The following is a 20179-nucleotide window of genomic DNA, read 5'->3' as shown; positions in this document are numbered from 1 at the left end:
CCCGGCCCGTCAGAAGCCGTGCGGCAGCCAGGGCGCCACGTCGCCGGCGAACGCCCGCGAGGCCGCCGCGAGCGTCCCCGGACGCAGCTCCCGCACCCGCCCCGCCTCCGCCAGCGCGGTCAGCGCGACCCCGCCGAGGTAGGCCGCCGCCAGCTCCCGTACCGACAGCTCCAGGTCCGCCGGGTCCTCCGTACGCCCGCAGTGGACCGGGCCCTGCCCGTCGGCGGTCAGCCGCCACCGGCCCGCGTTCCACGGGCAGAACGCGTCCGCCACCTCCAGCACCACGTCCAGCGGAGCCCCGTACGCCCTCGCCGCAAGCGCCCGCGGCAGGTCCACCAGCCGCACGTACAAGGAGTCCCGCAGCGCCGGCAGCGCCCGCCGCGGGTCGCTGACCAGGTGCAGCAGCGGATCGTCCACCGGCCGCCTGCGGGCCCGCACCACCGAGGTCAGGTCGATCCCGAACAGGTAGCGCCAGAGCGCCGCCGACGCCGCCGGGTCCAGCGCGTCCAGGTCCTGCACCTCGACCTCGCCGCACGGCCCGGCCGCGTTCCACTCGGGCTTGACCCGGTAGCGGGCGTACCCCGCGACCGAGCCGTCCGCCCGCTCCGCCACCACGCACCGGAGAGGGGACGCCCCCTCCCGGGAGCCCGGCGGGTCCAGCAGTGCCTGCCGCTCCCAGCCCGGCTGCCGCGCGGGCATGCCGGGCCGCCGCGCGACGAGCTGCGCGTACACCCTCTCGCAGTCGTCGAGCGCCTTCTCCGGATCGGCCAGGCGCAGCCGCACCCCGTCCGTCCCCGGCGGCACCGACAGCGCCACCCGCGACGTGTCGACGGCCACCCCCAGGTCGTATGCGGCGGCGGCGTAGCCGAAACGCCCGTAGATCGCCGGCTCCGAGGCCGTCAGCACCGCGACCGGCTCACCGCCCGCGCGGACGTCGTCGAGCTGCCGGCGCATCAGGGAGGTCAGCACGCCGCGGCGGCGGTGCGTCGGAGCGACGCCCACCATCGTGACGCCCGCCGCCGGCACCAGCCCCCCGCCCGGCACCGACAGCCGGAACGTGAACGCGCCGGCCGAGCCCACGCACACCTGCCCGTCCCAGACGCCGAGCGACCGCTCGAACTCCGTCAGGGCCCGGTACAGCTCCCGCTCCTGCCGGGACTCCGCCACTCCGCCGAAGGCCAGTTCGAGGTGGTCGTACCAGACATCCCACTCATCCGACCGCAAGATGCGCATCTCAAGAGTCATGTGCTCATCCTTACCAGTGGCATCCATCACGGTCTAAGGCTTTTCGGCCGGCCCGCGGGCCCGCCCGGGCCGCCGCCGCCCCCCGCCCCGACTCCCGCCCGGGCAGCGGCCGTCGGCGCCCTGCGGGACCGCCCGGCGCCGCGGCGGAGCGGAGCGGACCGGTCCGGGGGTCCCCCTGCGCGCACACGGCCGGGATGGATAGGGTCCCGAGGGACATGGCCGGAGCACGTGTGGAGACGCTCAGGGCCCGGACGCGCAGGGCGTGGCACCGGGCCCGCACAGCCCTGCGCAAATCCGCCGTCGACTACTTCCGCGGAGACGCCTCCGACTGGCTCGCCTTCGCCGGACTGTTCGCCACCGTCCCCGCCATCGCCTGCGGCACCCTCGTGTTCCCGGTGTGGTTCTCGCCCGCCGCCCTCGTCCTGCCCATCGTCGCGGGCGGCCTGCTGCTGCGCCCCGCGAGCCTCCTCGCCCTGTACGGCGCCTCCGCCGCCGCCCTCATCGTCGAATCCCTCGTCCTCGGCCCCTACACCCAGGGCCCCGCCCGGGTCACCCCCGGCACGGTCCTCGTCGTGGCCGCCTGCGGCTTCTTCGGCCTCGTCATCGCCCAGTTCCGCAGCCGCGTCGGCGTCCCCTGGAGACGCGGCGGCACGATGCTCTTCGACCTCCGCGAACGCATCCGCGTCCAGAGCAAACTCCCCGCCCTGCCCCGCGGCTGGCACCAGGAGATGGCCCTCCGCCCGGCCGGCGGCCAGTCCTTCTCCGGCGACTTCGTCGTCGCCGCCCGCACCAACGGCGGCCGCACCCTCGAAGTCGTCCTCACCGACGTCTCCGGCAAGGGCATGGAAGCCGGCTCGCGCGCCCTGCTGCTCTCCGGCGCCTTCGGGGGCCTCCTCGGCGCCCTCCCGCCCCAGGGCTTCCTGCCCGCCGCCAACGGCTACCTGCTGCGCCAGGACTGGGACGAGGGCTTCGCCACCTCCGTCCACCTCGTCCTCGACCTCGAAACCGGCGACTACGAACTCCTGTCCGCCGGCCACCTGCCCGCCCTCCAGCTCTCCGCCGGAACCGGCCGCTGGCAGGAGAAGACCGGCGAGGGACCGCTCCTCGGCGTCTACGACGGCGCCGAGTTCGAGCCCGCCCGCGGCCGGCTGCGCCCCGGCGACGTCCTGATGCTCTTCACCGACGGACTTGTCGAGACCGCCGACCGCGACATCGGCGAGGGCATCGACCGCCTCACCGGAGAAGCCGACCGGTACGTTGCCGCCGGCTGGCAGGGCGCCGCCTGGCACCTCATCGAGAAGGTCGCCAAGGACGTCAACGACGACCGCGCCCTCCTCCTCATCCGCCGCTCGCCCTGACCCCCGTACCGCAGGGCGGACGGGGCGGCGGGCCGCGGACCGGCCACCCGGTGCCGATTGGCCCGCCCGCCGCCCGCCGCCGGGCTCTACGGTGCCGCCCATGGACCACATCCTCGCCGCCGACCTCGGGCGGCTGCCCGAACTGCTCGAATCCGTGCGCCGAGCCGCCGCCGACGCACTCGACGGGCTCGACACGATGCCCGTCGTACCGCCGCCCCCGGCGCACCCCCTGCGGCCCGAGCCGCTCCCCGATCACGGCGCCGGGGCCGAAACCGCCCTCGCCGCCTTCCGCCTGCGGTGGGAGCCGCGGCTGTCGGCCTCGGCCGGCCCCCGCTACCTCGGCTTCGTCACCGGCGGCGCCACCCCCGCCGCCCTCGCCGGCGACTGGCTCACCGCCGTCCACGACCAGAACTCCAACTCCGCGCTCGACGGGGGCGGCCAGGACCTGGAGCGCGAGACCGTCCGCTGGCTCCGCGACCTGTTCGGCCTCGGCCCCGCCCATTCCGGGACCTTCGTCAGCGGCGCCACCATGTCCAACACCACCGGCCTCGCCATCGCCCGCGAATGGCTCGGCGAACGCCTCGGCGTCTCACCCGCCGAGGACGGCGCCGCCGCCCTCGGGCCCGTACGCGTCCTCTCCGGCGCCCCGCACTCCTCCATCGCCAAGGCCCTCTCCTTCCTCGGCCTCGGCCGCAGCGCCCTCGTCCCCGTCCCCACCCTCCCCGGCCGGGAGGCCGTCGACCCCGCCGCCCTCGACCGCGCCCTCGCCGACACCCCCGGCCCGGCCGTCGTCGTCGCCAACGCCGGCACCGTCAACACCGTCGACTTCGACGACCTGCGCGCCGTCGCCGCACTGAAGGAACGCCACGGCTTCTGGCTGCACACCGACGCCGCCTTCGGCGCGTTCGCCGCCCTGTCCCCGCACCACGCCCACCTCGTCGACGGCCTCGACGCCTCCGACTCCGTCTGCGTCGACCTGCACAAATGGCTGAACGTCCCCTACGACAGCGCCGTCCAGTTCACCCGCCGGCCCGACCTGCAGACCCGCGTCTTCCGGAACGCCGCCGCCTACCTCGGCCCCCTCGGCGCCGACCCCGACCTCGTCCACCTCACCCCGGAGAACTCCCGCCGGCTGCGCGCCCTCGCCGCCTGGTTCACGCTGCGCGCGTACGGCCGCGCCGGCCACCGCGAGATCGTCGAACGCGACGTCGACTGCGCCCGGGCCCTCGGCGCAGCCCTGGACAGCGACCCCGCCTTCCGGCTGCTCGCCCCCGTCCGGCTCAACGTCGTCCTCTTCACCCTCGCCGGGGAGCCCGACCCGGACCGGCTCACCGCCCGCCTGGCGGCCGTGCGCGAGGCCGCCGCGGCCGAGGTGTTCACCACCCCGACCGTCCACGCGGGAACCCCCGCCCTGCGCGCCGCGTTCTCCAACTGGCGCACCACGCAGGCGGACGTGCACCGGGCCGCCGAAGCCCTCCGCGGCGCGGCAGCGCAGACGGCAGTGAAGGGGACCGCATGACGACGCAGCAGCAGCCTCTCACCCTCGCGGAGGTCGAAGCCCTGGCGCGCGCCGCGCACGAGGGGCAGACCGACAAGGCGGGCCGCCCGTACGCCGAACACCTGGCGGCCGTGGCGGAAGGCGTCCGCTCCCGCGGCGGCAGCCCCGAGCAGCAGGCCGCGGCCTGGCTGCACGACGCCGTCGAGGACGACGCGCTCAGCCGGGAGTGGCTGGATTCCGCCGCCCTCCCGCAGGCGGTGAAGGACATGGTCCTGGCCGTCACCAAGCGTCCCGGCGAGCCGCTGGAGGAGTACACGGCCCGCATCCTCGCCACCCCCGGCGCCCTCCTGGTGAAGGAGGCCGACCTCGCGCACAACGCGGACCCGGCGCGGCTGTCCGTACTGGACGCCCCCACCCGCGAGCGGCTGACCGCGAAGTACGCCCGCGTCCGCTCCCTGCTCGGCCTGACTGCCCCCTGACCCCGTCCGGGGCGCCGATTCGTCAGGGGGCGGATAGCCGGGCCCCGTTGGTGGGAGGATGGACGGCAGGGGGGCGTGCGCCGACCGTGCGCTCCCGGCCGGACCGGGGACGATCGAAGGTGTGATCAGTAGTGGCCATTTCGCTGTCGGTGGTGGTTCTGTTGGCGATCATCATGGTGGTGCTGATCCGCGGCAACCACCTGAAGGCGGGCCCCGCGATCGTCGCGGTCCTCTTCGGCTTCTTCCTCGCGTCCAGCTCGATCGCCCCGGACGTCAACCGCTTCCTGAACTCCCTCGCGGACACGATCGCCGGCATCAAGCTCTGACCCGCGCCCCGGCCCCGGAAAACGCATCAGGGCCGGGCGGAGGAAACATCCTCCGCCCGGCCCTGACCAGGTGAGAGCGGGTGACGGGAATCGAACCCGCGTAGCTAGTTTGGAAGACCACGTACCCGCAAGAGGCCTGACCTGGCAAGGCCCTGACCTGCGCCCCGGCCGAGCCCACCCCACAGTTCCCCGCTCGTCCCCGCCGCTTCCCGTCTGATCGGGCACATGAAGGGCACGCGGGCCGACTCGGATGTCAGAGGAACGCCTCCGGCATCGGGCACGCCTCCAACGCCTCGTCCGGCCGGTCGGCCCAATGCCACCAGACATGCCGAGCGGGGCACTTCCACAACGACCGGCAGACCCGCTCGTCGTCTTCCTCCCGCCGGCAGAGTACGAACCCGCCGAACTTCATGGCCTGGCTGCACTCAGGACAGATCGGAGCGTTGCTGGTCATGTTGAGGACCATAACGGCGTTGCGTTGCCCTGCAGTGCTCCAGCAGGATGCGGATGGGGAGGGCCGAACATGGAACGACGCGAACTGATGCGGCTGCTGGCCGGCGACGACGAGGCATCGAAGGCTGCCCTGGCCGCCCTCGTCGAGGGCGCCGACTATGTCGTGTGGGAGGGCGTGGGGTTGTCCTCCGAGGACTATGCCCGGGGCTATGAGAGTCGGCGTAGGTCGTTCCAGCGAAGAGGGATAGAGCTCCTGGGCTGGGAAAGAGGGGTGCAACTGCTCCGCGAGCGCACCCAGCCGATCCGCACGGGGAAGATCACAGCTGTCGACAGCTCCTGGACCTACCAGCTCTTCCTCACCGAAGACGGCAGCGAACTGGTGGCCTGCATCGGCGGACGGCGGCCCGAGCGGCGCGCACCCCAGTAGCAGTTCGCGCGGCGGGTCAGAGGTCGCCCTGAGCCCGCTCAAGCCCCTCCACGAACGCATTGTGCGAGGCAAGTTCCGCAGTCCGGCAGGGTGCGGTGAGGAACATCTCCTGAGCCTCACCGAGGCTGCATCCGACCACCTGCCTGGTCACCATGACCGCGTCGACGCCGTCACAGCCGATTTCCTTCAAGAACGCCTGGAGAGCCGAGCCGTCGTGGTTCTCCGCCCACACGGGCTCTGCCGTCGCAGCCAGCCCGGCTATGCGGGCCGTTCGCTCCGCGTCCACAGCGGTGCCTCTTCTCCTCCGCCGGCCGCTCTAACGGCCGACAGGGATCTCGTAGACGATTTCGCACAGCGCCGCGGGGATGACGATGTCTGCAGTTTCCACAGGCTGTCCCTGGTCGCTGTAGTACGTCCGCCGGATGTGGGTGACCAGAGCAGCCTTCTGGATCCCGAGGAGCGATGCCTCCTCGGCGGTGGCCTGCCGCGGCTCCGGTTGCTCCACGGCATGGCTGACTGTGATTCCGATCGCGGCCATGCGGTTCACGACACCAGCGCCGGCGTGAGGCCCACCTTCCGGCAGGACGACGAACGTGCCTGCGGTCAGTTCGTACGGCTCCCAACTCGTCGACAACTGCACCGGCCGACCATCGGCGAGGAACTCGTAGACGGTACGCACGCATAGGTCGCCCGCGGCGATCCCGAGCCGCGCCGCGATCTCGGCCGGGGCTGGCACCTTCGCTTCGGTCCGGCTCTCCCAGGTGCCCTGCCTGCCCAAAGCCTGCATGTCCGCCCGGAACGGGGAACCGCCGGGCTGCTCACGGGCCGAGGACCGAACGACCCGAACACGCGGACGAGGCTCGGCCACATAAGTTCCCGAACCCGCCCGCCCTTCCAGCACTCCTTGGGAGATCAGTAGCTCCTGCGCCCGACGGACCACGTTCTCGCCCACGCCGCACTCCTCGGCGATCTGGGCGCGAGAAGGGAGTCGATCGCCGGCCGTCCACACGTGCTCCGCGATCCGCTGCCGCAGGACGTCGGCGATGCGGAGATAAGGCGGCTGCTCAGGCATGTGGAAAATCTAGTCCACTAGCTCTAATCTAGTTAACTAGCTTCACTCAAAGTGATCGACCGGCGACGGAGGCTCTCCTGTGCCCGCTTCGGAAGTAAGGGCCGAGGACCTCGCCGCCCGGTTGTCGGCCCTCGGGCTGGCCACGCGTGTGGAGCTGCACGCCACCTACACGTCGATCGAAGCGGAGGTTCCGGAAGCGCTGCCCGCCGAATCGTGGCGGCACGTCTTGGAAGTCGTGGCGGAGGCCGATCGATTCGGGCTCCTCGCCAGCAGCTTGACCGGCCGCATCCTCTGGGCCGCCGTAAACGAAGCGGTCCCCGCGACGGGCGACGTCCGGGGACCTGGCCATCAGCGATAGGAGCTGATCAGCGTGCACAACCGTATGACCCCCACGACCGCCCACACCAGTGGGCTGCCGCTCCCCGCACTCTCCTACGCCACGCACGCGAGGACCACCTACCGGTCGAGCTCGTGCGCGATCGGCGCACACCGAGAGTGCACCCCGCCATCCCCCTCCAGGGCGCCCGCAGGTGTCCCCGTGATCTACGAAGCCTGCGACTGCTCCTGCCACACCACGGACGACACACCGGAACCGCAGCAGGTCAACCAGTGAGGGGATCGACCTCCAGCGGAGCCCTCGCCGCCAACATCGAGATCACTTCCGTCACCGTGCAGCGCGGCGACGTCATCCAGATCGGCGGCCAGCCGTGCCGAGTAGCCGACCTCGTCCAGCTCCCCGCGGGTGCGAAGCGGCTGTTCTTCGAGACGGGCGAGGCGCTGACGATGCACGCCCAAAGCCGTTTCGTCGCCCTCCGGATGATGAGGAAGTGGTGATCCGCCCGTGCCTTCCCGTCGTGACACCATCGCCGACGATCTCCGGCACCAGATCTCAACGGGCCACTTCAAGGCCGGCGAACGCCTCCCTTCCGAGGCGCAGCTCGCCAGCCGCTATACGGTCAGCACCCCAACCCTGCGAAGCGCCCTGGCGCTCCTCCAGGGTGAAGGCTTGGTCGAAAAAATCCACGGACGCGGCAACTTCGTCTGCCGCCCTCTTCGCAAGATCACGTACACCGGCGGTTGCCGCGAGGCGCCCACATGGGCCACCCCTTCTGCTCCCCTACACATGACCGCCCGCACCACGAACCTTGAGGCGTACGGCCACCTGGCGGCCCTGCTGGACGTGCCGCCCCGCAGCCCCCTGAGGTTGACCGAGGTCGTCTACATCACCCACGAAGGGAAGTCGCCGCACAGCCTGGCCCGCATCTACGTCCCTCACGACTTGGCGCCGGCTGATTCGCCCGTACTCGACGAGATAGCAGTGCGTTTGGCGGACCTCCGCCCGCCGCTGGCCGAGGTTCAGGAGCGGCTCAGCGCACGCCTCCCGACCCAGGAAGAGGCAACGGTCCTCCGCATCGCCACATCCTTGGCGGTCCTCTCACTCACCCGCGTGGCGACCGACGTCACCGGCCGCGTGGTCGAGGCCGCCCTCCTGGTCCTCCCGGGAGACAGGGCGGACGCACTCTTCACCACCCGCCTCACGACTGGGGAGAGGAGCTCGAAGGAATGACACCAAGCAACGAACTCCGGCTCCTCCCGTGGTCGGGTGCCGACGACAAGCCCTGCTACTTGAGCGCTGACAACACCAACGGCTACCTGTCCCGCCTGGCCGACAACACCGAAGAGATCCAGCTCGGATTGGGAGCCGAGCTCGTGGCCCACGCCCTCGCAGTTCTCGCCGACGCGGACTCGGACCCGGAGGAACTCCGCCTCCTGGCAACGGACCTGACCGGCGCCCTCCGGGACGCGGTCCGCATAGCAACCAGCCGCGGCGTCCGCCTCCCGCGTCCTGCCCATCCGGCTCACGACGGACTCCCAGCGTTCAGCTAGCACGAGCCTGACGAGACCACGGAACAAGAGGTCACCTACCAAAAACGGTAGGTGACCTCTTGGTTTGTCCTGGCAGGATTCGTACCAGCGACTTTGCTCGTGGGCACCACTGACATGCAGCAGTAGCTGGAAAGATCACCGACGCATACCCGCGCCGGCCAGCCACCTCTGCGACTTGCGGTTCCCCACGCTTAGCCCGCCACCACCTCCCCAGGGCCCGTGGGACGCACAAAACTGGTCATGATGTCAGCCGGTTATCCGGGGTGCCGGCAAGCCGTGGCCAGGACCATTCGAGGCATCAGAGGCACACACATCGAACAACTTAGCGAATATCGGCTAGCGGTGTACCCCTTGATCGACCGTCAACTGTCATGCCGTGGGGCGGTGTAGGGCTGATAACATCATGCGCCTCTGCAGTGCCACTGGGGGCCGACAGAGGGGGAGAAGTGCTGCATCAGCCGGTCGTCTCGTCGAACCTCAAATCAATTGCCTATGATCCTGGCGGCCGCATACTTGAGGTGCTCTTTAAGAGTGGCGCAGTTTATCAGTACTACCAGGTTCCCCCCTCGGCGTATAAAGACCTTCTCGAAGCGAATAGTAAAGGGCGACACCTGGCTCGGTTCGTCAAGGGGAAGTTTCCCTATCGGATGGTTAGTCCTTCTTCGTGAGTCGACTTCGATACGATCGGCAATTTAATCAAGGGAGTGCTGGTGCAGATCTGTGACGTGGCCATTGAGGGATTCCGATCCCTCGCTTCTGTGCCCTACGTCCCCATCAAAAGCCAGACCGTTGTAACTGGCCAAAACGATGGCGGCAAAAGTGCTCTCTTGGATGCATTGGATTTTCTAATCTCCGGAAAGGCGCTTTCGGAGCATGATATTTCCTACGCGCCTAACGCTGACCTCGAAGATGAAGAATTCGAGATCCCGCGAATGGATCAAATTCTCGTAACCGGAACTTTTCAACTCAAGGTGACCGAGCAAGTGCAGTTCGATCTCCCGGAGTATGTGAAAATTCGCCGCACGTTCCGCCTCGACGGCTCGACGGTGCTGGAAGTTAGACGGCGCGTATGCAGAGAAGAAGATCTCCGCAATCTCGCTAAGGAGAAGGTCGCCAGCCTCAGGGAAATTGCAGCCAAGTATGGCGTGCAACCTACAGGTCGTGCTGACGCCAAAAAGAGCTGGACAGACCCTCTAGGTGAGCTCGAAAAAACCCTGCCCCGCATTGAGGAATGGGTGGAAGCTTCCGATGAAATAGCGGCCGCAATGCCCACGATCGTGCATTTTAAGGGCGATTCCGTTCAGTCGCCTGAAGCGGTACTGCAAAATATCCTTAACCCGAAGCTTAGGGACTACTCCAAGAGTGACGCCTCGAGGGAGAAGATTGAAGAACTTGAGAACCATTTTACTGAGGCATTGACTTCTGACATTGATAAAATCTCGCAGCATGTATCGAAGCGCTGCGGGTTTGCCTCTGTTAGCCTTTCTCCTCAAGTGCAGGTGCGTCCCCATCTCGCCAGGGTCGAAGTGAGGGTTGCGAATCACGCGGGCCGCGAAATCCCTCTAACCTCTGCTGGGACGGGTCGTTCCCGGCGGGTGTCACTGGCGCTTTGGGAGAGTAGTAACGATATCATCAATGACGACGCGGACGTCGTCTATCTATACGACGAGCCTGACACTCACCTCGATTACGAGCATCAGCGGCGGATTATGAATCTAATTCATGATCAGTCGTCGCACCCCAACGCCCGTGTGGTTGTAGCGACACACTCCATGAATCTGATAGATGGCGTCGACATCTCTAGCGTCGTTCACCTGCGTGTAGGGGACTCTGGGGCCTACGTTGAGCTGATCTCTGAGGGTAGCGGGGATGACGACGTTCGGAAGCATCTATCTTCGATTGCTACCGCCCTAGGGTTCCGCAATAGCGTTTTGCTTCATGAACGTTACTTTGTGGCTGTGGAAGGTGCGTCTGAAGCGGCATGCTTCCCTATCCTCTTCAAAAAATATGCAGGAATTCCGATCCAATCTGCCGGCATCTGCCTCTGGGACGGAGGAAGTAACGAAGGTGCCCTCAAGTTTGCCCGGTTCCTGAAAAAACATAGAAGAGATGTCGCGTTCGTCGTCGATAAGGATAGTCGAACCGACAAGCGAAAGATATTCCGCGATGACAAGCTGAAGGAATACGGCTTCTCGCTGGAGAAGGACTGCTATTATCTCGGCAGGCCTAACGAGCTTGAGGACTTGTTCGAAGATGAGGACTGGGCTGGAGCGGCGAATTCGCTATGGGAGCCGGCAGGGCGTGGGGCGTGGACACCGAGGGATTTCTCCGATCACAGGGGGGCGAAGTTCAGCTCCGGCATCTTGACGATGTTGAAGGAAGGGTCCCTGTATGGGCCTAAGGGAAAGGATGCCATGGTGATTGGTCTGGCGACCTGGATCGAGAAGGATCGAATTCCTGCAGCTCTCACAGACGTCTTCGACGCTCTCGTCAGGTCTGCACAGAGCGCGGGGCCCCATCCTTGGGACTAACGCCAGCATCCACCGCAGATCTTTCCGCACGCCTCGCCTTCATGCGCTTCAGTCGCTGTGCTGCCGTAGGCGGCTCCCAGGAGTGCAGGCCGACTGAGAGAACCCACTGATTACCGTGATTCTCTTGAGCATCTCCGCACCACCTACAGCCATTAGGAGTTGGGATGCCTTCGCGATGAAAACGCGCCTTGCGGATGCTGCTCATGGCGGACCACTGCTCCCTTTTGTGCTACTCAGAACGCCCTTCGCTGGCCTGCAAGAGAAGAATCGCACGCGCCACTGACAATGACACTCCGTAGTGATCGTCACTGCGTAGGACACTGGACGGCACTATGGCTCTTGCCCGCCATTCGTGCTCTCACACTCACTGACTGGCAGATGCAGAGATCAAAAGGAGCACCGTCGCCCCATGTGCGACGGTGCCCGCCACCGTGGTCGAGCCAGCTAAGTGCTTTGGGGTCGGTGTGTGCCCTGGCCGACGTCGAGGGCTGCCGATCCCACGCCGAGGTGACCATCTCAGCCGCACCGCGCATCTGCTGTCATCCCGTCTGCCGTCGACCCACACGGAGTGATAGCGGGGCAGGCTCCTGGGGCCCAGGTGGAGCGCCCTGCTGGACGAACGACCTGGGCCCCAGGAGTCTGGTCTGCTATGGCTTGCCTGGGTCGACGGCAGACGGGATGACAGCCCCCCACCTTCACCACCCGCCAGCCCGCACCCGCAGTGCCGGCCCCCGTCATCCCGGAGCCTGAGTGCCCCCGCCGGAGGCATTGTTCTGGCCGTTGCCGGGGTCAGCTTGCGGTCCCGTGGGGTGGTGCAGTCCCGCGTGCCTTCTGGCAAACCTGGCTGGACGGCTCGGGCTGGATGGCGGCCGCGCGGTGGTTTGGGCTTGCTCGGCGTGAGAGCTCGGGGCGGGCTGACTGCGATTGCGGGGTTGGAGCGGGTTCAGGCTCCGTGGGGAGTTCCCCCGTCAGACCCGCGCTGTCTGGCGCGCGGCCGGCGGCCGGGGTGGAGCGGGGCGGAGACAGGAGCGCAGGCCCGGCCGACGGGCGCGCTCGCCGCGCCGTGCGCGGCGGGTGCCTTGATGGAGTAGGGAAACTTTCACCGCACCGCGAAGAGCTGGCGCCCGTCATGGCTCCGCACGTGGGGCCCGTGCCCGTCCAGCGCGTCCAGGAGCCGGATGGCGTAGACCTTGGACATTCGCTCGGACACCTCTTCAGGCGTGAGCCACTGGACAGCCGTGGTCTCGTCCGAAGTGCACTCGGCGCCGCCGACCGGCTTGCAGCGGAAGACCAGCGCGACGACGCCCACGGTGACGTTCTTGTAGACACCTGTCAGCTCGGCGACATCGACTCGGAGCCCGGTTTCCTCCAAGACCTCGCGCCGTACGCCCTCCTCCGGGGTCTCTTCGAGTTCCAGCACTCCGCCCGGGAGCTCCCACGTTCCGTTGTCCGCCCGCTGGATCGCCAGAAGCCGACCGTCGTCGCGGACCACCACTCCGGCTACGGACACGGAGTGTCGGGGCGTTGACCGGCTCGTCGGGGCGCTGTTACTCATGTACAGGAGCATAGGAGGAAGAAAAGGACCATGGGAACAGCTGTAGGAGGTGGCAAGACCGTGCCTCGGTACTTGCAGATCGCCGAGGACATCGTTCAGCAGATCCGCGCCGGCGTCTTGAAGCCCGGCGACCAGGTGCCCAGTGAAGCCGAGATGGTGGAGCGCTACGGCGTGTCCGGCGGCACCATCCGCAAGGCCATGGCTGAGATCCGAGCCAGCGGGCTCGTGGACACCCGGCACGGCAAGGGCTCGTACGTGAAGGCCCGGCCGCCCGTGCGGCACCGGTCGTCCGACCGCTTCCGCCGGTCGCTGCGCCGCGGCGGCAAGGCCGCCTACCTCGCCGAATCCGAGCAGTCGGGTGCCACGGCCAAGGTCAGCGTCATCTTCATCGGGCCCATGGAGGCCCCGGAGGAGATCGCCCAGCGGCTCGATGTCGAGCCCGGTACGCAGATCCTCGCGCGGCGGCGGCTGTACTTCCGCAACGGGACGCCGGTGGAGACGGCGACGTCGTACCTGCCATGGGACGTCGTCAAGGACATCCCGGAGCTGTTCGCCGAGAACCCGGGAGGTGGCGGCATCTATGCCCGCCTGGAGGATCACGGCCACGTGTTCGCCGAGTTCGTCGAGACCTTGCAGGCCCGGCCGGCCGCCAAGGCCGAAGCGTCCGAGCTGGCCCTGAGTCCAGGTGCCCCGGTCATTCATCTGCTGCGCAACGCCGTCACCGAGACCGGTCGCGTGGTGGAGGTCTGCGACACCCTCATGGCCGCTGACCAGTTCGTCTTTGAGTACCGGATCCCTGCCGCCAACTGACAGGCACTCAACTCCCCGCAGCCCGCCGCGAGTTTTCTTCCGCGGCGGGTTGACTCATGTATAGGAGTGCTGCACTCTTCTTCATGTCACTCCTATACAGGAGTGACGGAGTCTCGCCTCTGTAGAGGAGTGGTTTGTCATGCGTCAGATTCCCGTCGACACCTCCGCGGCAATGGTGATGATCGCCCAGCCGCCGCAGCCGAAGATCAGGGACCGCAAGACCGGCGAGATCGCCGTCGACCTGGAGACCGGCGCCCAGCTGGCCACCGTCGACGTGGTGTTCCTGATGGCCGGTGTCGCGGACGTCCTGTCCGTCGCCGTCCCGCAGCCGGGCCTCACGGGAGAGTTCGTGATGGGTACGCCGGTCGCGATCACGGGCCTCATCGCCCGGCCGTGGGAGAACGAGTTCAACGGCCAGAAGCGGCACGGGATCAGCTTCCGCGCCGCGGCCATCACCTCCCTGGTTCCCGCGTCGGCCCCGGCCCAGGCCTGACGCGATGACCGGCGGACAGACTGCCGCGCTGGTCGGCTTATCGCTGGTCGCAGCCGCACTCGGCTGGCTGAAGTGGAAGCGACCCGGCTGGTACTGGGTCGGATTCGGCTGGCTGGCCACCGTCATGCGGCTGCTGTGGACGTACCGCTCGGTCATGGAGGCCTGCGGGCTGACCGAGCAGCCGTCACGGTCCCGGGTGATCCTCGCGGCGGCCCTGCACCGCATGCCCGACCGGGCACTCCCGAAGCCGCGCCGGATCAGGATCACCCGATTCGGACTGGTCCTGCGGATCAAGATGCTGCCGGGTCAGGACGTGCAGGACTTCGACGCGGCGACCGAGCGGCTGCGGCACTCCTGGCGCATGCAGGGAGTCCACGTCAGGTCGCTGAAGCCCGGGTTCCTGGAGATCCGGCTCATCGGCTACGACGTCCTGCGGAATGTCGTCATGCCACGCGACGTTCCGGCGGCCGGGCTGCTGAAGGTGCCGGTTGCGCTGCGGGCCGACGGCACCGCGCACATGCGGAACTTCCGGGCCAGCCCTCACGAGCTGGTGGTGGGGGCCACCGAGTCAGGGAAGTCGGTCTACCTCAGAGCCCTCGTCAAGGAGTTGGCCAAGCAGCCCGTTGCGCTCGTCGGCATCGACTGCAAGTGGGGTGTGGAGCTCGCTCCGTTCGCCCGCCGGCTGTCCGGACTCGCCTATACACCCGACGAAGCCTCTGACCTCCTGGATGTGCTCGTCGAGGAGATGATCCAGCGCTACGAGCTGATCCGGGCCTCACAGGGCCTCGGAACGGGCGTCGCGGTGGACGAGATCACATCCGACGTCTGGGGCCTGCCCGACGACCTCCGACCCGCACCCATCGTGCTGATCGTGGACGAAGTGGCCGAGCTGTTCCTGATCGCCAACAAGTCCGACGAGAAGCGCCGGGACCACATGGTCACTCAACTGATCCGCCTCGGACAGCTCGGCCGGGCCGCCGCCATCTACCTGGAGATCTGCGGGCAGCGCTTCGGCTCCGACCTCGGCGCCGGCGCCACCGCCCTCCGCGCCCAACTCACGGGCCGTGTGGCACACCGCGTCAACGACGAAGCCTCCGCGAAGATGGCACTCGGCGACATCAGCCTCCGTGCCGTGAGCGCGGCCACCAACATCGCCATCGACCGCCCCGGCACCGCCGTCGTCGGCCTCCTCTCCGGCGGGTGGGCGCGCATCCGGTCCGCGTTCGTCTCCCTCGACGAGACCGCCGCCGTCTGTGCCCAGTTCGAGCACCTCGCCCCGGACATCCCGGCTCTGGCGCCCTTCCGCCCGCGGCGGACCGCCCTGCCCTCGCAGGGCAAACAGCCCGCCTGACCTCCCCGTAGTCGGTCGGCGCGACCGTCAAGCGCCAAGTCCTTACCCCTCCCATGCCTGAAGGAGGTGACACACCATGCACCTCAAGGTCCGACCGGACGCCGTCCTCGTCCAGGCCGTCATCGCCGGGGCCCTGTCCTTCGCCCACCTGCACGACCTGGCCGAAGCCGCGGGGCAGGACGGCTGGAAGGCGTGGGCCTACCCCATCAGCGTGGACCTGCTCCTCGTCGCCGCCTGGCGCCGCCTGCGGCTCCTGCGCGACGCCGGGGAGCCGACCCGGTCCGCCTGGACCTGGTTCGCCGTCGCCCTCGCCGCCTCGCTCGGCGCGAACGTCGCCACCGCCGGCCTTCTCGACCTGAACGCCGTCCCTGCCTGGCTGCGGATCCTCGTCGCCGGGTGGCCCGCACTGGCCTTCCTCGGCGGCACCCTCCTCGTCCACAGTCCCGCGGACGAGACCGCAGTTGTCCCGTCCGCCGAGCACGATCACGACCAGGCCGACGCGGACACCGATGCCGAACCGGTCCAGGAACCCGACCCTGAGCCCGCCGTCACCGGGATCCCCGCGCCCGAGCCCGCTCCGGCCCTGCCTCCGCCCCCGCCACCGACCCCGGCCGTCGCCGTACCGGACGCGCTCCTCGCCTACGGCCGCAAGGTCGCCGACGAACACCGCGCCCGCACCGGCCACCCGATCGACGCCGACACCTTGCGCGCCCGCCTCGGAGTCCCGGCTCCCATGGCCCACGCCATTGCCGCACAACTCGTCTGAGAGGAGCCCCGCCATGCCCCGCTACCGCTTCCGCGACACCCGCCGGATCGGCCCGGTGGAGGTCGGCACCTACACCGACCGCCACGGGCGCGAGATGCACTCCGCCGCCTGCACCGCCCCCCACTGCGGCTGGTCGGCCGACTACACCAGCCGGGCCGCCGCCGAACTCGCCGCCCAGTCCCACCGCTGCGCCCCGCGCTGACCTCGAAGGAGACCCGTCGTGGACGTTCCGCTCTGGCTCGCCCTCATCGTCATCGGCGCCCTGGGCGTGAAGCTCGTCCGTCCGCCCTGGTGGCTGGTCGCCGTGATCCTCCTCGGCGGCTTCCTCCTCGCGAACAGCTTCCTCGCCCCCGCCCTCAACACCGTGATCGACAAGTAACCCCGGAAGGAGAACCAATGCTCAAGCCCAAGTACCCCGCACCCGACACCTACGCCCCCGTGACCGTCCACCCGGCCCCGGTGCCCGCGACCGGCCAGCAGGAGAACGCCCCCGTTCCGGTGGCGGCTCCGGCCGGCCTCGCGGCCCTGGCCCCCAAGACCCCCGGCGCCGCGGTCGCCCTCGCCGCCGGCGGTGTCGCCGGGGTCCTGGCCCTGGCCTCCGTCGCCGTCTCGCTGCTCCTGGCCGTCGCCGTCACGGCCGTCGCCCTGTCCATCAGCGCTGTCGTGGTCCTGTTCCTCATCCGCGCACTGCGCCAGGAGTTCACGAACCACTGACCGGACCCTCCGGGGGCGTCACAAGCCACCAAGCATCGCCGCCCCCGGACGGAACGGCCCCTCCCGACCGAAACCGAAAGGACCACCATCATGGCCCGGCACAGCGACACCTCGGCTCCGTCACCCGGCCGGACGGTGAGCGCCATGCTGATCGACGCCGACATGAACAACCCGCTGACCGCGCAGACCGCCGTGTTCGCGGCCCTCGTCCAGTTGGCCCAGTCGCACCCGGAGCTGCCCGGCGCGTACATCACCACCAGCCAGATCACGCCGAGCGAGGCACACGTCCTCCTCGACAGCCCGGCCGACCTGGAGGCCTGGCGGCAGGCCACCCACACCGACGCCCTGGACGTGCAGCTCAAGGACCTGAGGGGCGAGAACCAGCTCCTCTTCACGGCACCCGTGGGTCGGATCACGCTGAAGGTCTACACGCTCTTCGCGCCCGCTCCTGCGGCGGTGGGTGCATGACCGCGAACCTCGCGGATCTGGATCCTGGCCTCCTCGGTGATCTGCTGAGGGTCGCCGGGGCTCCCGGTTTCCGTCGCTGGGAGGAGCAGGTCCACCGCACCGGCGGGTGCGCCGACCCCATACACATCACCGGCTGGACGCTCACCAAGGACAAGACCAGCGGGGAGACGTACCACCGCTACTCGACCGAGAACGAGCCCGGTGCCCGCCTCCGGATCGCCTGCGGCAACCGCCGCGCCTCCCGCTGCCCGTCCTGCGCCTGGACGTACGCCGGTGACACCTACCACCTGATCCGGGCCGGGCTCGCCGGAGACGACCGCCGAGACGTCCCCGCCACCGTCCGCGAACACCCCCGCGTCTTCGCCACCCTCACCGCCCCGTCCTTCGGCCCGGTTCACAACCGGCCCGACTCCGGCCGCTGCCGCTGCGGCACCCCCCACCCCGCCGACGACCCGCTCCTCGGCACCGCCCTCGACCCGGCCACGTACGACTACGCGGGCGCCGTCCTCTTCAACAACCACGCCGGACAGCTCTGGTCCCGCTTCACCACCCGCCTCCGCCGCGAGATCGCCGCCCGCGCCGGCCTCACCCAACGCGAGCTGAAGGAGTCGTGCCGCGTCTCCTTCGGCAAGGTCGCCGAGTTCCAGAAGCGCGGCGCCATCCACTTCCACGCCGTGATCCGACTCGACGGACCCACCGGGCCGCTCACCCCGCCCCCGCACTGGGCCACCACCCGGCTCCTCACCGAAGCCATCCGGGCCGCCGTCGCGCACACGTACACGTCCATCACCGTCCAGGCCGCCGACGACCAGCCGGCGCGCACCCTCCGCTGGGGCACCCAACTCGACATCCGCCCGATCAAGGCCTTCGGGGACGGCTCCGACATCACCGAACAGGCCGTGGCCTCGTACGTCGCCAAGTACGCCACCAAGGCCACCGAGGACACCGGCACCCTCGACCGCCGCATCGGCAACCGCGAGGCCCTGGTCCTCCTCGACGTCCCCGACCACACCGCCCGCCTGATCGGGGCCTGCCTCGACCTCGACCCGCTCTACCCGGACCGCCGCCTCGCCGCCTGGGCCCACATGCTCGGCTTCCGCGGCCACTTCTCCACCAAGTCCCGCCACTACTCCACCACCCTCGGCGCCCTCCGCCAGACCCGCGCCGACTACCGCGCCGCCCAGGAAGCCGCAGCCCGCGGCCTGGACGACCTGGAGCCGGACACCGTCCTCGTCCTCGCGTCCTGGCAGTACGCCGGCCACGGCCACAGCCCCGGCGAAGCCGTCCTGGCGGCGTCCATCGCCCGAGACATCCAGCTCAACCGCGTAACCGCCGGCGAAGCCCTGAGGGGGGAGCAGTATGAGTGAGCGCTACTTGTCCGTCGTCCAGGTCGCCGAGATCCTCGGCACCACCGTGCGGTTTCCCCGGCGCCTCATCGAGGAGCGGCGCATCACCTACGTGAAGGTCGGCCGTCACGTACGGATCCCTGAGAGTGCCGTCCGGGAGTACATCGCCGCCAACACCGTGGCACCGCGTCGGCGCGGCCGTATGGCGGTGGCCGCCTGATGGCCGGCAAGCGTCGCCAGTTCGGACGGGTACGGAAGCTGCCCTCCGGTCGCTACCAGGCGCGCTACGTCGGGCCTGACGGTCAGCTCCGGCCTGCGCCGGAGACGTTTCGGACCAAACGTGAGGCTGACGACTGGCTGGCCGTGAAGCAGACGGAGATGCGGCAGGGGGACTGGCTGGACCCGGACGCCGGGAAGGTCCCCTTCGGGCCGTATGCCGTCGCCTGGGTCAAGGAACGTGAGCTGACCAGCACAACCCGCCAGTTGTACGGCTCGTTGCTCAAGCACCACCTGGAGCCGACGTTCGGCGCCGTCAACGTCGCGGACATCTCGGCGCCCCTCGTACGGCGCTGGCGTGCCGACAAGCTCGCCGCCGGCACCGGCCCGACGACCGTGGCCAAGGCCTATGCCCTCCTTCGCGCAATCCTGGGCACGGCACTGTCAGACCAGCTGATCAGGCGCAATCCCTGCCAGATCAAGGGTGCGAGCGTCGTGCACACGCCCGAGCGGCCGACGGCCACCGTGAAGGAGGTCTACGCCCTGGCCGATGCGGTTGACCCCCGCTTCCGGGCCCTGGTGCTCCTGGCCGGGTTCCTCGGCCTGAGGTGGGGTGAGCTGATCGGACTGCACCGTCGGGATGTCGACCTGGACCACGGGACGGTGCGCGTCCGGCGGTCCGTCGCCGAGCTGGGCAACGGGCAGCGGGAGATCAAGGCGCCCAAGAGTGCCGCGGGTAAGCGGACGGTCTCCATCCCCAGCGTGATCGTTCCGGACGTCCGGGATCACTTGAAGCGGTACGCCGAGCCCGGGGCCGACGGGCGGGTCTTCGTCGGAGCCAAGGGGGCCACGCCCCGCCGGAACCACTTCAACCGGCTGTGGCACAAGGCCTGTAGCGAGGCAGGGGTCAGCGGGCTGCACTTCCATGATCTTCGGCACACGGGGAACACCCTCGCCGCATCCACCGGGGCGAGCACGCGAGAGCTGATGGCGCGCATGGGCCACAGCACCGCCCGCGCTGCGCTGATCTACCAGCACGCGAGTGCCGACCGGGACCGGCTGATTGCCGACGCGCTGAGCGGACTCGTGGAGAAGAGCCGCAAGGGCACGGATCAAGATCAGGAGCCCGAGAGGCACGCGGGGGACACGGCGGGTTGAACGCACACCCTGAGAACGAGTCAGGG

Annotated in this window: 28 protein-coding genes and 1 pseudogene; 24 read left to right on the top strand and 5 right to left on the bottom strand. The window is 69.0% G+C overall.

Annotated features, from left to right (window positions below):
- Window positions 1-9: 9 nt before the first annotated feature.
- Window positions 10-1245, bottom strand: a complete 1236-nt coding sequence (locus C0216_RS25745; RefSeq protein WP_114057578.1) for a GNAT family N-acetyltransferase — start codon at window positions 1243-1245, stop codon at window positions 10-12.
- Window positions 1246-1460: 215 nt separating this feature from the next.
- Here C0216_RS25745 and C0216_RS25740 point away from each other — a divergent pair, with 215 nt between their 5' ends.
- From C0216_RS25740 to C0216_RS25725, 4 genes are all read left to right on the top strand, one after another.
- Complete coding sequence (locus C0216_RS25740; RefSeq protein ID WP_114057577.1) at window positions 1461-2603, top strand: PP2C family protein-serine/threonine phosphatase; 1143 nt, start codon at window positions 1461-1463, stop codon at window positions 2601-2603.
- A gap of 100 nt (window positions 2604-2703) precedes the next feature.
- Entirely contained in the window at window positions 2704-4122 is a 1419-nt protein-coding gene (locus C0216_RS25735; RefSeq protein ID WP_114057576.1) for a pyridoxal phosphate-dependent decarboxylase family protein, read from the top strand.
- Window positions 4119-4580, top strand: a complete 462-nt coding sequence (locus tag C0216_RS25730; protein WP_114057575.1) for an HD domain-containing protein — start codon at window positions 4119-4121, stop codon at window positions 4578-4580. The genes C0216_RS25735 and C0216_RS25730 overlap by 4 nt, the downstream gene beginning before the upstream one ends.
- Before the next feature lie 131 nt (window positions 4581-4711).
- The gene (locus C0216_RS25725) at window positions 4712-4906 is read left to right on the top strand and encodes a hypothetical protein (RefSeq protein ID WP_114057574.1); all 195 of its coding nucleotides are present in this window, start codon (window positions 4712-4714) and stop codon (window positions 4904-4906) included.
- A gap of 253 nt (window positions 4907-5159) precedes the next feature.
- Here the strand turns inward: C0216_RS25725 and C0216_RS25720 are convergent, their stop codons facing one another.
- Window positions 5160-5360: a dehydrogenase gene (locus tag C0216_RS25720; protein WP_114058909.1), complete on the bottom strand. Its 201-nt coding sequence runs from the start codon at window positions 5358-5360 to the stop codon at window positions 5160-5162.
- 69 nt (window positions 5361-5429) lie between these two features.
- On the opposite strand from C0216_RS25720, the gene C0216_RS25715 reads away from it, so the two are divergent.
- Window positions 5430-5786, top strand: coding sequence for a hypothetical protein (locus C0216_RS25715; RefSeq protein WP_114057573.1), 357 nt, complete (start codon window positions 5430-5432; stop codon window positions 5784-5786).
- A gap of 16 nt (window positions 5787-5802) precedes the next feature.
- On the opposite strand, the gene C0216_RS25710 is transcribed toward C0216_RS25715, so the two are convergent.
- Window positions 5803-6072 (bottom strand): hypothetical protein, encoded by a 270-nt coding sequence (locus C0216_RS25710; RefSeq protein ID WP_114057572.1) that lies wholly within the window; start codon window positions 6070-6072, stop codon window positions 5803-5805.
- A gap of 30 nt (window positions 6073-6102) precedes the next feature.
- Complete coding sequence (locus C0216_RS25705) at window positions 6103-6858, bottom strand: GntR family transcriptional regulator (RefSeq protein WP_114057571.1); 756 nt, start codon at window positions 6856-6858, stop codon at window positions 6103-6105.
- A 79-nt stretch (window positions 6859-6937) separates the two neighbouring features.
- Here C0216_RS25705 and C0216_RS25700 point away from each other — a divergent pair, with 79 nt between their 5' ends.
- The 8 genes and pseudogenes from C0216_RS25700 (at window position 6938) to C0216_RS25670 (ending at window position 11276) form a co-directional block, all read left to right on the top strand.
- Complete coding sequence (locus tag C0216_RS25700; RefSeq protein WP_114057570.1) at window positions 6938-7216, top strand: hypothetical protein; 279 nt, start codon at window positions 6938-6940, stop codon at window positions 7214-7216.
- Window positions 7217-7240: 24 nt separating this feature from the next.
- Window positions 7241-7471 (top strand): hypothetical protein, encoded by a 231-nt coding sequence (locus tag C0216_RS25695; RefSeq protein ID WP_246042687.1) that lies wholly within the window; start codon window positions 7241-7243, stop codon window positions 7469-7471.
- A complete protein-coding gene (locus C0216_RS25690) occupies window positions 7468-7692 on the top strand; it encodes a hypothetical protein (protein WP_114057569.1) in 225 nt (74 codons plus the stop codon). The genes C0216_RS25695 and C0216_RS25690 overlap by 4 nt, the downstream gene beginning before the upstream one ends.
- Window positions 7693-7699: 7 nt before the next feature.
- Window positions 7700-7888: pseudogene (locus C0216_RS35250) on the top strand (winged helix-turn-helix domain-containing protein); the annotation flags it as partial.
- A gap of 93 nt (window positions 7889-7981) precedes the next feature.
- Window positions 7982-8425 carry a UTRA domain-containing protein gene (locus C0216_RS35245; RefSeq protein ID WP_342777146.1) on the top strand — a complete coding sequence of 148 codons (444 nt, stop codon included), beginning with the start codon at window positions 7982-7984 and terminating at the stop codon, window positions 8423-8425.
- Window positions 8422-8745: a hypothetical protein gene (locus C0216_RS25680; protein ID WP_114057567.1), complete on the top strand. Its 324-nt coding sequence runs from the start codon at window positions 8422-8424 to the stop codon at window positions 8743-8745. Before C0216_RS35245 ends, C0216_RS25680 begins: the two co-directional genes overlap by 4 nt.
- A gap of 371 nt (window positions 8746-9116) precedes the next feature.
- Window positions 9117-9413: a KTSC domain-containing protein gene (locus C0216_RS25675; RefSeq protein ID WP_216827110.1), complete on the top strand. Its 297-nt coding sequence runs from the start codon at window positions 9117-9119 to the stop codon at window positions 9411-9413.
- 36 nt (window positions 9414-9449) lie between these two features.
- Window positions 9450-11276 carry an AAA family ATPase gene (locus C0216_RS25670; RefSeq protein ID WP_162793294.1) on the top strand — a complete coding sequence of 609 codons (1827 nt, stop codon included), beginning with the start codon at window positions 9450-9452 and terminating at the stop codon, window positions 11274-11276.
- A gap of 1099 nt (window positions 11277-12375) precedes the next feature.
- Here C0216_RS25670 and C0216_RS25660 read toward each other — a convergent pair.
- Window positions 12376-12843: an NUDIX hydrolase gene (locus tag C0216_RS25660; RefSeq protein ID WP_114057563.1), complete on the bottom strand. Its 468-nt coding sequence runs from the start codon at window positions 12841-12843 to the stop codon at window positions 12376-12378.
- A gap of 18 nt (window positions 12844-12861) precedes the next feature.
- On the opposite strand from C0216_RS25660, the gene C0216_RS25655 reads away from it, so the two are divergent.
- The 11 genes from C0216_RS25655 to C0216_RS25610 all read left to right on the top strand — a co-directional run bounded on the left by C0216_RS25655 (window position 12862) and on the right by C0216_RS25610 (window position 20153).
- Window positions 12862-13641 carry a GntR family transcriptional regulator gene (locus C0216_RS25655; RefSeq protein ID WP_114057562.1) on the top strand — a complete coding sequence of 260 codons (780 nt, stop codon included), beginning with the start codon at window positions 12862-12864 and terminating at the stop codon, window positions 13639-13641.
- A 139-nt stretch (window positions 13642-13780) separates the two neighbouring features.
- Window positions 13781-14134: a hypothetical protein gene (locus tag C0216_RS25650; RefSeq protein WP_114057561.1), complete on the top strand. Its 354-nt coding sequence runs from the start codon at window positions 13781-13783 to the stop codon at window positions 14132-14134.
- Window positions 14135-14138: 4 nt separating this feature from the next.
- Window positions 14139-15485: an FtsK/SpoIIIE domain-containing protein gene (locus C0216_RS25645; RefSeq protein ID WP_114057560.1), complete on the top strand. Its 1347-nt coding sequence runs from the start codon at window positions 14139-14141 to the stop codon at window positions 15483-15485.
- A 76-nt stretch (window positions 15486-15561) separates the two neighbouring features.
- On the top strand, window positions 15562-16251 hold the full coding sequence (locus C0216_RS25640; protein ID WP_114057559.1) for a DUF2637 domain-containing protein: 690 nt from the start codon (window positions 15562-15564) through the stop codon (window positions 16249-16251).
- Window positions 16252-16264: 13 nt separating this feature from the next.
- On the top strand, window positions 16265-16453 hold the full coding sequence (locus C0216_RS25635; RefSeq protein ID WP_114057558.1) for a mobile element transfer protein: 189 nt from the start codon (window positions 16265-16267) through the stop codon (window positions 16451-16453).
- Between the two features lie 18 nt (window positions 16454-16471).
- Window positions 16472-16630, top strand: coding sequence for a hypothetical protein (locus tag C0216_RS33945; RefSeq protein ID WP_174250458.1), 159 nt, complete (start codon window positions 16472-16474; stop codon window positions 16628-16630).
- Window positions 16631-16647: 17 nt separating this feature from the next.
- Window positions 16648-16965: a SpdD protein gene (locus C0216_RS25630; protein WP_114057557.1), complete on the top strand. Its 318-nt coding sequence runs from the start codon at window positions 16648-16650 to the stop codon at window positions 16963-16965.
- A gap of 90 nt (window positions 16966-17055) precedes the next feature.
- On the top strand, window positions 17056-17433 hold the full coding sequence (locus C0216_RS25625) for a hypothetical protein (protein WP_114057556.1): 378 nt from the start codon (window positions 17056-17058) through the stop codon (window positions 17431-17433).
- A complete protein-coding gene (repSA, locus tag C0216_RS25620) occupies window positions 17430-18800 on the top strand; it encodes a replication initiator protein RepSA (protein ID WP_114057555.1) in 1371 nt (456 codons plus the stop codon). Before C0216_RS25625 ends, repSA begins: the two co-directional genes overlap by 4 nt.
- Complete coding sequence (locus C0216_RS25615) at window positions 18793-18999, top strand: excisionase family DNA-binding protein (RefSeq protein WP_114057554.1); 207 nt, start codon at window positions 18793-18795, stop codon at window positions 18997-18999. Before repSA ends, C0216_RS25615 begins: the two co-directional genes overlap by 8 nt.
- On the top strand, window positions 18999-20153 hold the full coding sequence (locus C0216_RS25610) for a tyrosine-type recombinase/integrase (RefSeq protein WP_114057553.1): 1155 nt from the start codon (window positions 18999-19001) through the stop codon (window positions 20151-20153). The genes C0216_RS25615 and C0216_RS25610 overlap by 1 nt, the downstream gene beginning before the upstream one ends.
- Window positions 20154-20179 lie beyond the last annotated feature (26 nt).

The organism is Streptomyces globosus (genome assembly GCF_003325375.1).
GTDB lineage: Bacteria > Actinomycetota > Actinomycetes > Streptomycetales > Streptomycetaceae > Streptomyces > Streptomyces globosus_A.
This window is presented reverse-complemented; position numbering and strand designations above follow the sequence as displayed.

Bases quoted from the DNA above. Each gene is read 5' to 3' on its own strand.
- C0216_RS25650 (WP_114057561.1), top strand. From the start codon at position 13,781: ATGCGTCAGATTCCCGTCGACACCTCCGCGGCAATGGTGATGATCGCC.
- C0216_RS25680 (WP_114057567.1), top strand. From the start codon at position 8,422: ATGACACCAAGCAACGAACTCCGGCTCCTCCCGTGGTCGGGTGCCGAC.
- C0216_RS25655 (WP_114057562.1), top strand. From the start codon at position 12,862: ATGGGAACAGCTGTAGGAGGTGGCAAGACCGTGCCTCGGTACTTGCAG.
- C0216_RS25715 (WP_114057573.1), top strand. From the start codon at position 5,430: ATGGAACGACGCGAACTGATGCGGCTGCTGGCCGGCGACGACGAGGCA.
- C0216_RS25675 (WP_216827110.1), top strand. From the start codon at position 9,117: ATGCCGTGGGGCGGTGTAGGGCTGATAACATCATGCGCCTCTGCAGTG.
- C0216_RS25645 (WP_114057560.1), top strand. From the start codon at position 14,139: ATGACCGGCGGACAGACTGCCGCGCTGGTCGGCTTATCGCTGGTCGCA.
- C0216_RS25640 (WP_114057559.1), top strand. From the start codon at position 15,562: ATGCACCTCAAGGTCCGACCGGACGCCGTCCTCGTCCAGGCCGTCATC.
- C0216_RS25625 (WP_114057556.1), top strand. From the start codon at position 17,056: ATGGCCCGGCACAGCGACACCTCGGCTCCGTCACCCGGCCGGACGGTG.
- C0216_RS25695 (WP_246042687.1), top strand. From the start codon at position 7,241: ATGACCCCCACGACCGCCCACACCAGTGGGCTGCCGCTCCCCGCACTC.
- C0216_RS25735 (WP_114057576.1), top strand. From the start codon at position 2,704: ATGGACCACATCCTCGCCGCCGACCTCGGGCGGCTGCCCGAACTGCTC.
- C0216_RS25705 (WP_114057571.1), bottom strand. From the start codon at position 6,858: ATGCCTGAGCAGCCGCCTTATCTCCGCATCGCCGACGTCCTGCGGCAG.
- C0216_RS25745 (WP_114057578.1), bottom strand. From the start codon at position 1,245: ATGACTCTTGAGATGCGCATCTTGCGGTCGGATGAGTGGGATGTCTGG.
- C0216_RS35245 (WP_342777146.1), top strand. From the start codon at position 7,982: ATGACCGCCCGCACCACGAACCTTGAGGCGTACGGCCACCTGGCGGCC.
- C0216_RS25630 (WP_114057557.1), top strand. From the start codon at position 16,648: ATGCTCAAGCCCAAGTACCCCGCACCCGACACCTACGCCCCCGTGACC.
- C0216_RS25720 (WP_114058909.1), bottom strand. From the start codon at position 5,360: ATGACCAGCAACGCTCCGATCTGTCCTGAGTGCAGCCAGGCCATGAAG.
- C0216_RS25730 (WP_114057575.1), top strand. From the start codon at position 4,119: ATGACGACGCAGCAGCAGCCTCTCACCCTCGCGGAGGTCGAAGCCCTG.
- C0216_RS25660 (WP_114057563.1), bottom strand. From the start codon at position 12,843: ATGCTCCTGTACATGAGTAACAGCGCCCCGACGAGCCGGTCAACGCCC.
- C0216_RS25610 (WP_114057553.1), top strand. From the start codon at position 18,999: ATGGCCGGCAAGCGTCGCCAGTTCGGACGGGTACGGAAGCTGCCCTCC.
- C0216_RS25635 (WP_114057558.1), top strand. From the start codon at position 16,265: ATGCCCCGCTACCGCTTCCGCGACACCCGCCGGATCGGCCCGGTGGAG.
- C0216_RS25740 (WP_114057577.1), top strand. From the start codon at position 1,461: ATGGCCGGAGCACGTGTGGAGACGCTCAGGGCCCGGACGCGCAGGGCG.
- C0216_RS25615 (WP_114057554.1), top strand. From the start codon at position 18,793: ATGAGTGAGCGCTACTTGTCCGTCGTCCAGGTCGCCGAGATCCTCGGC.
- repSA (WP_114057555.1), top strand. From the start codon at position 17,430: ATGACCGCGAACCTCGCGGATCTGGATCCTGGCCTCCTCGGTGATCTG.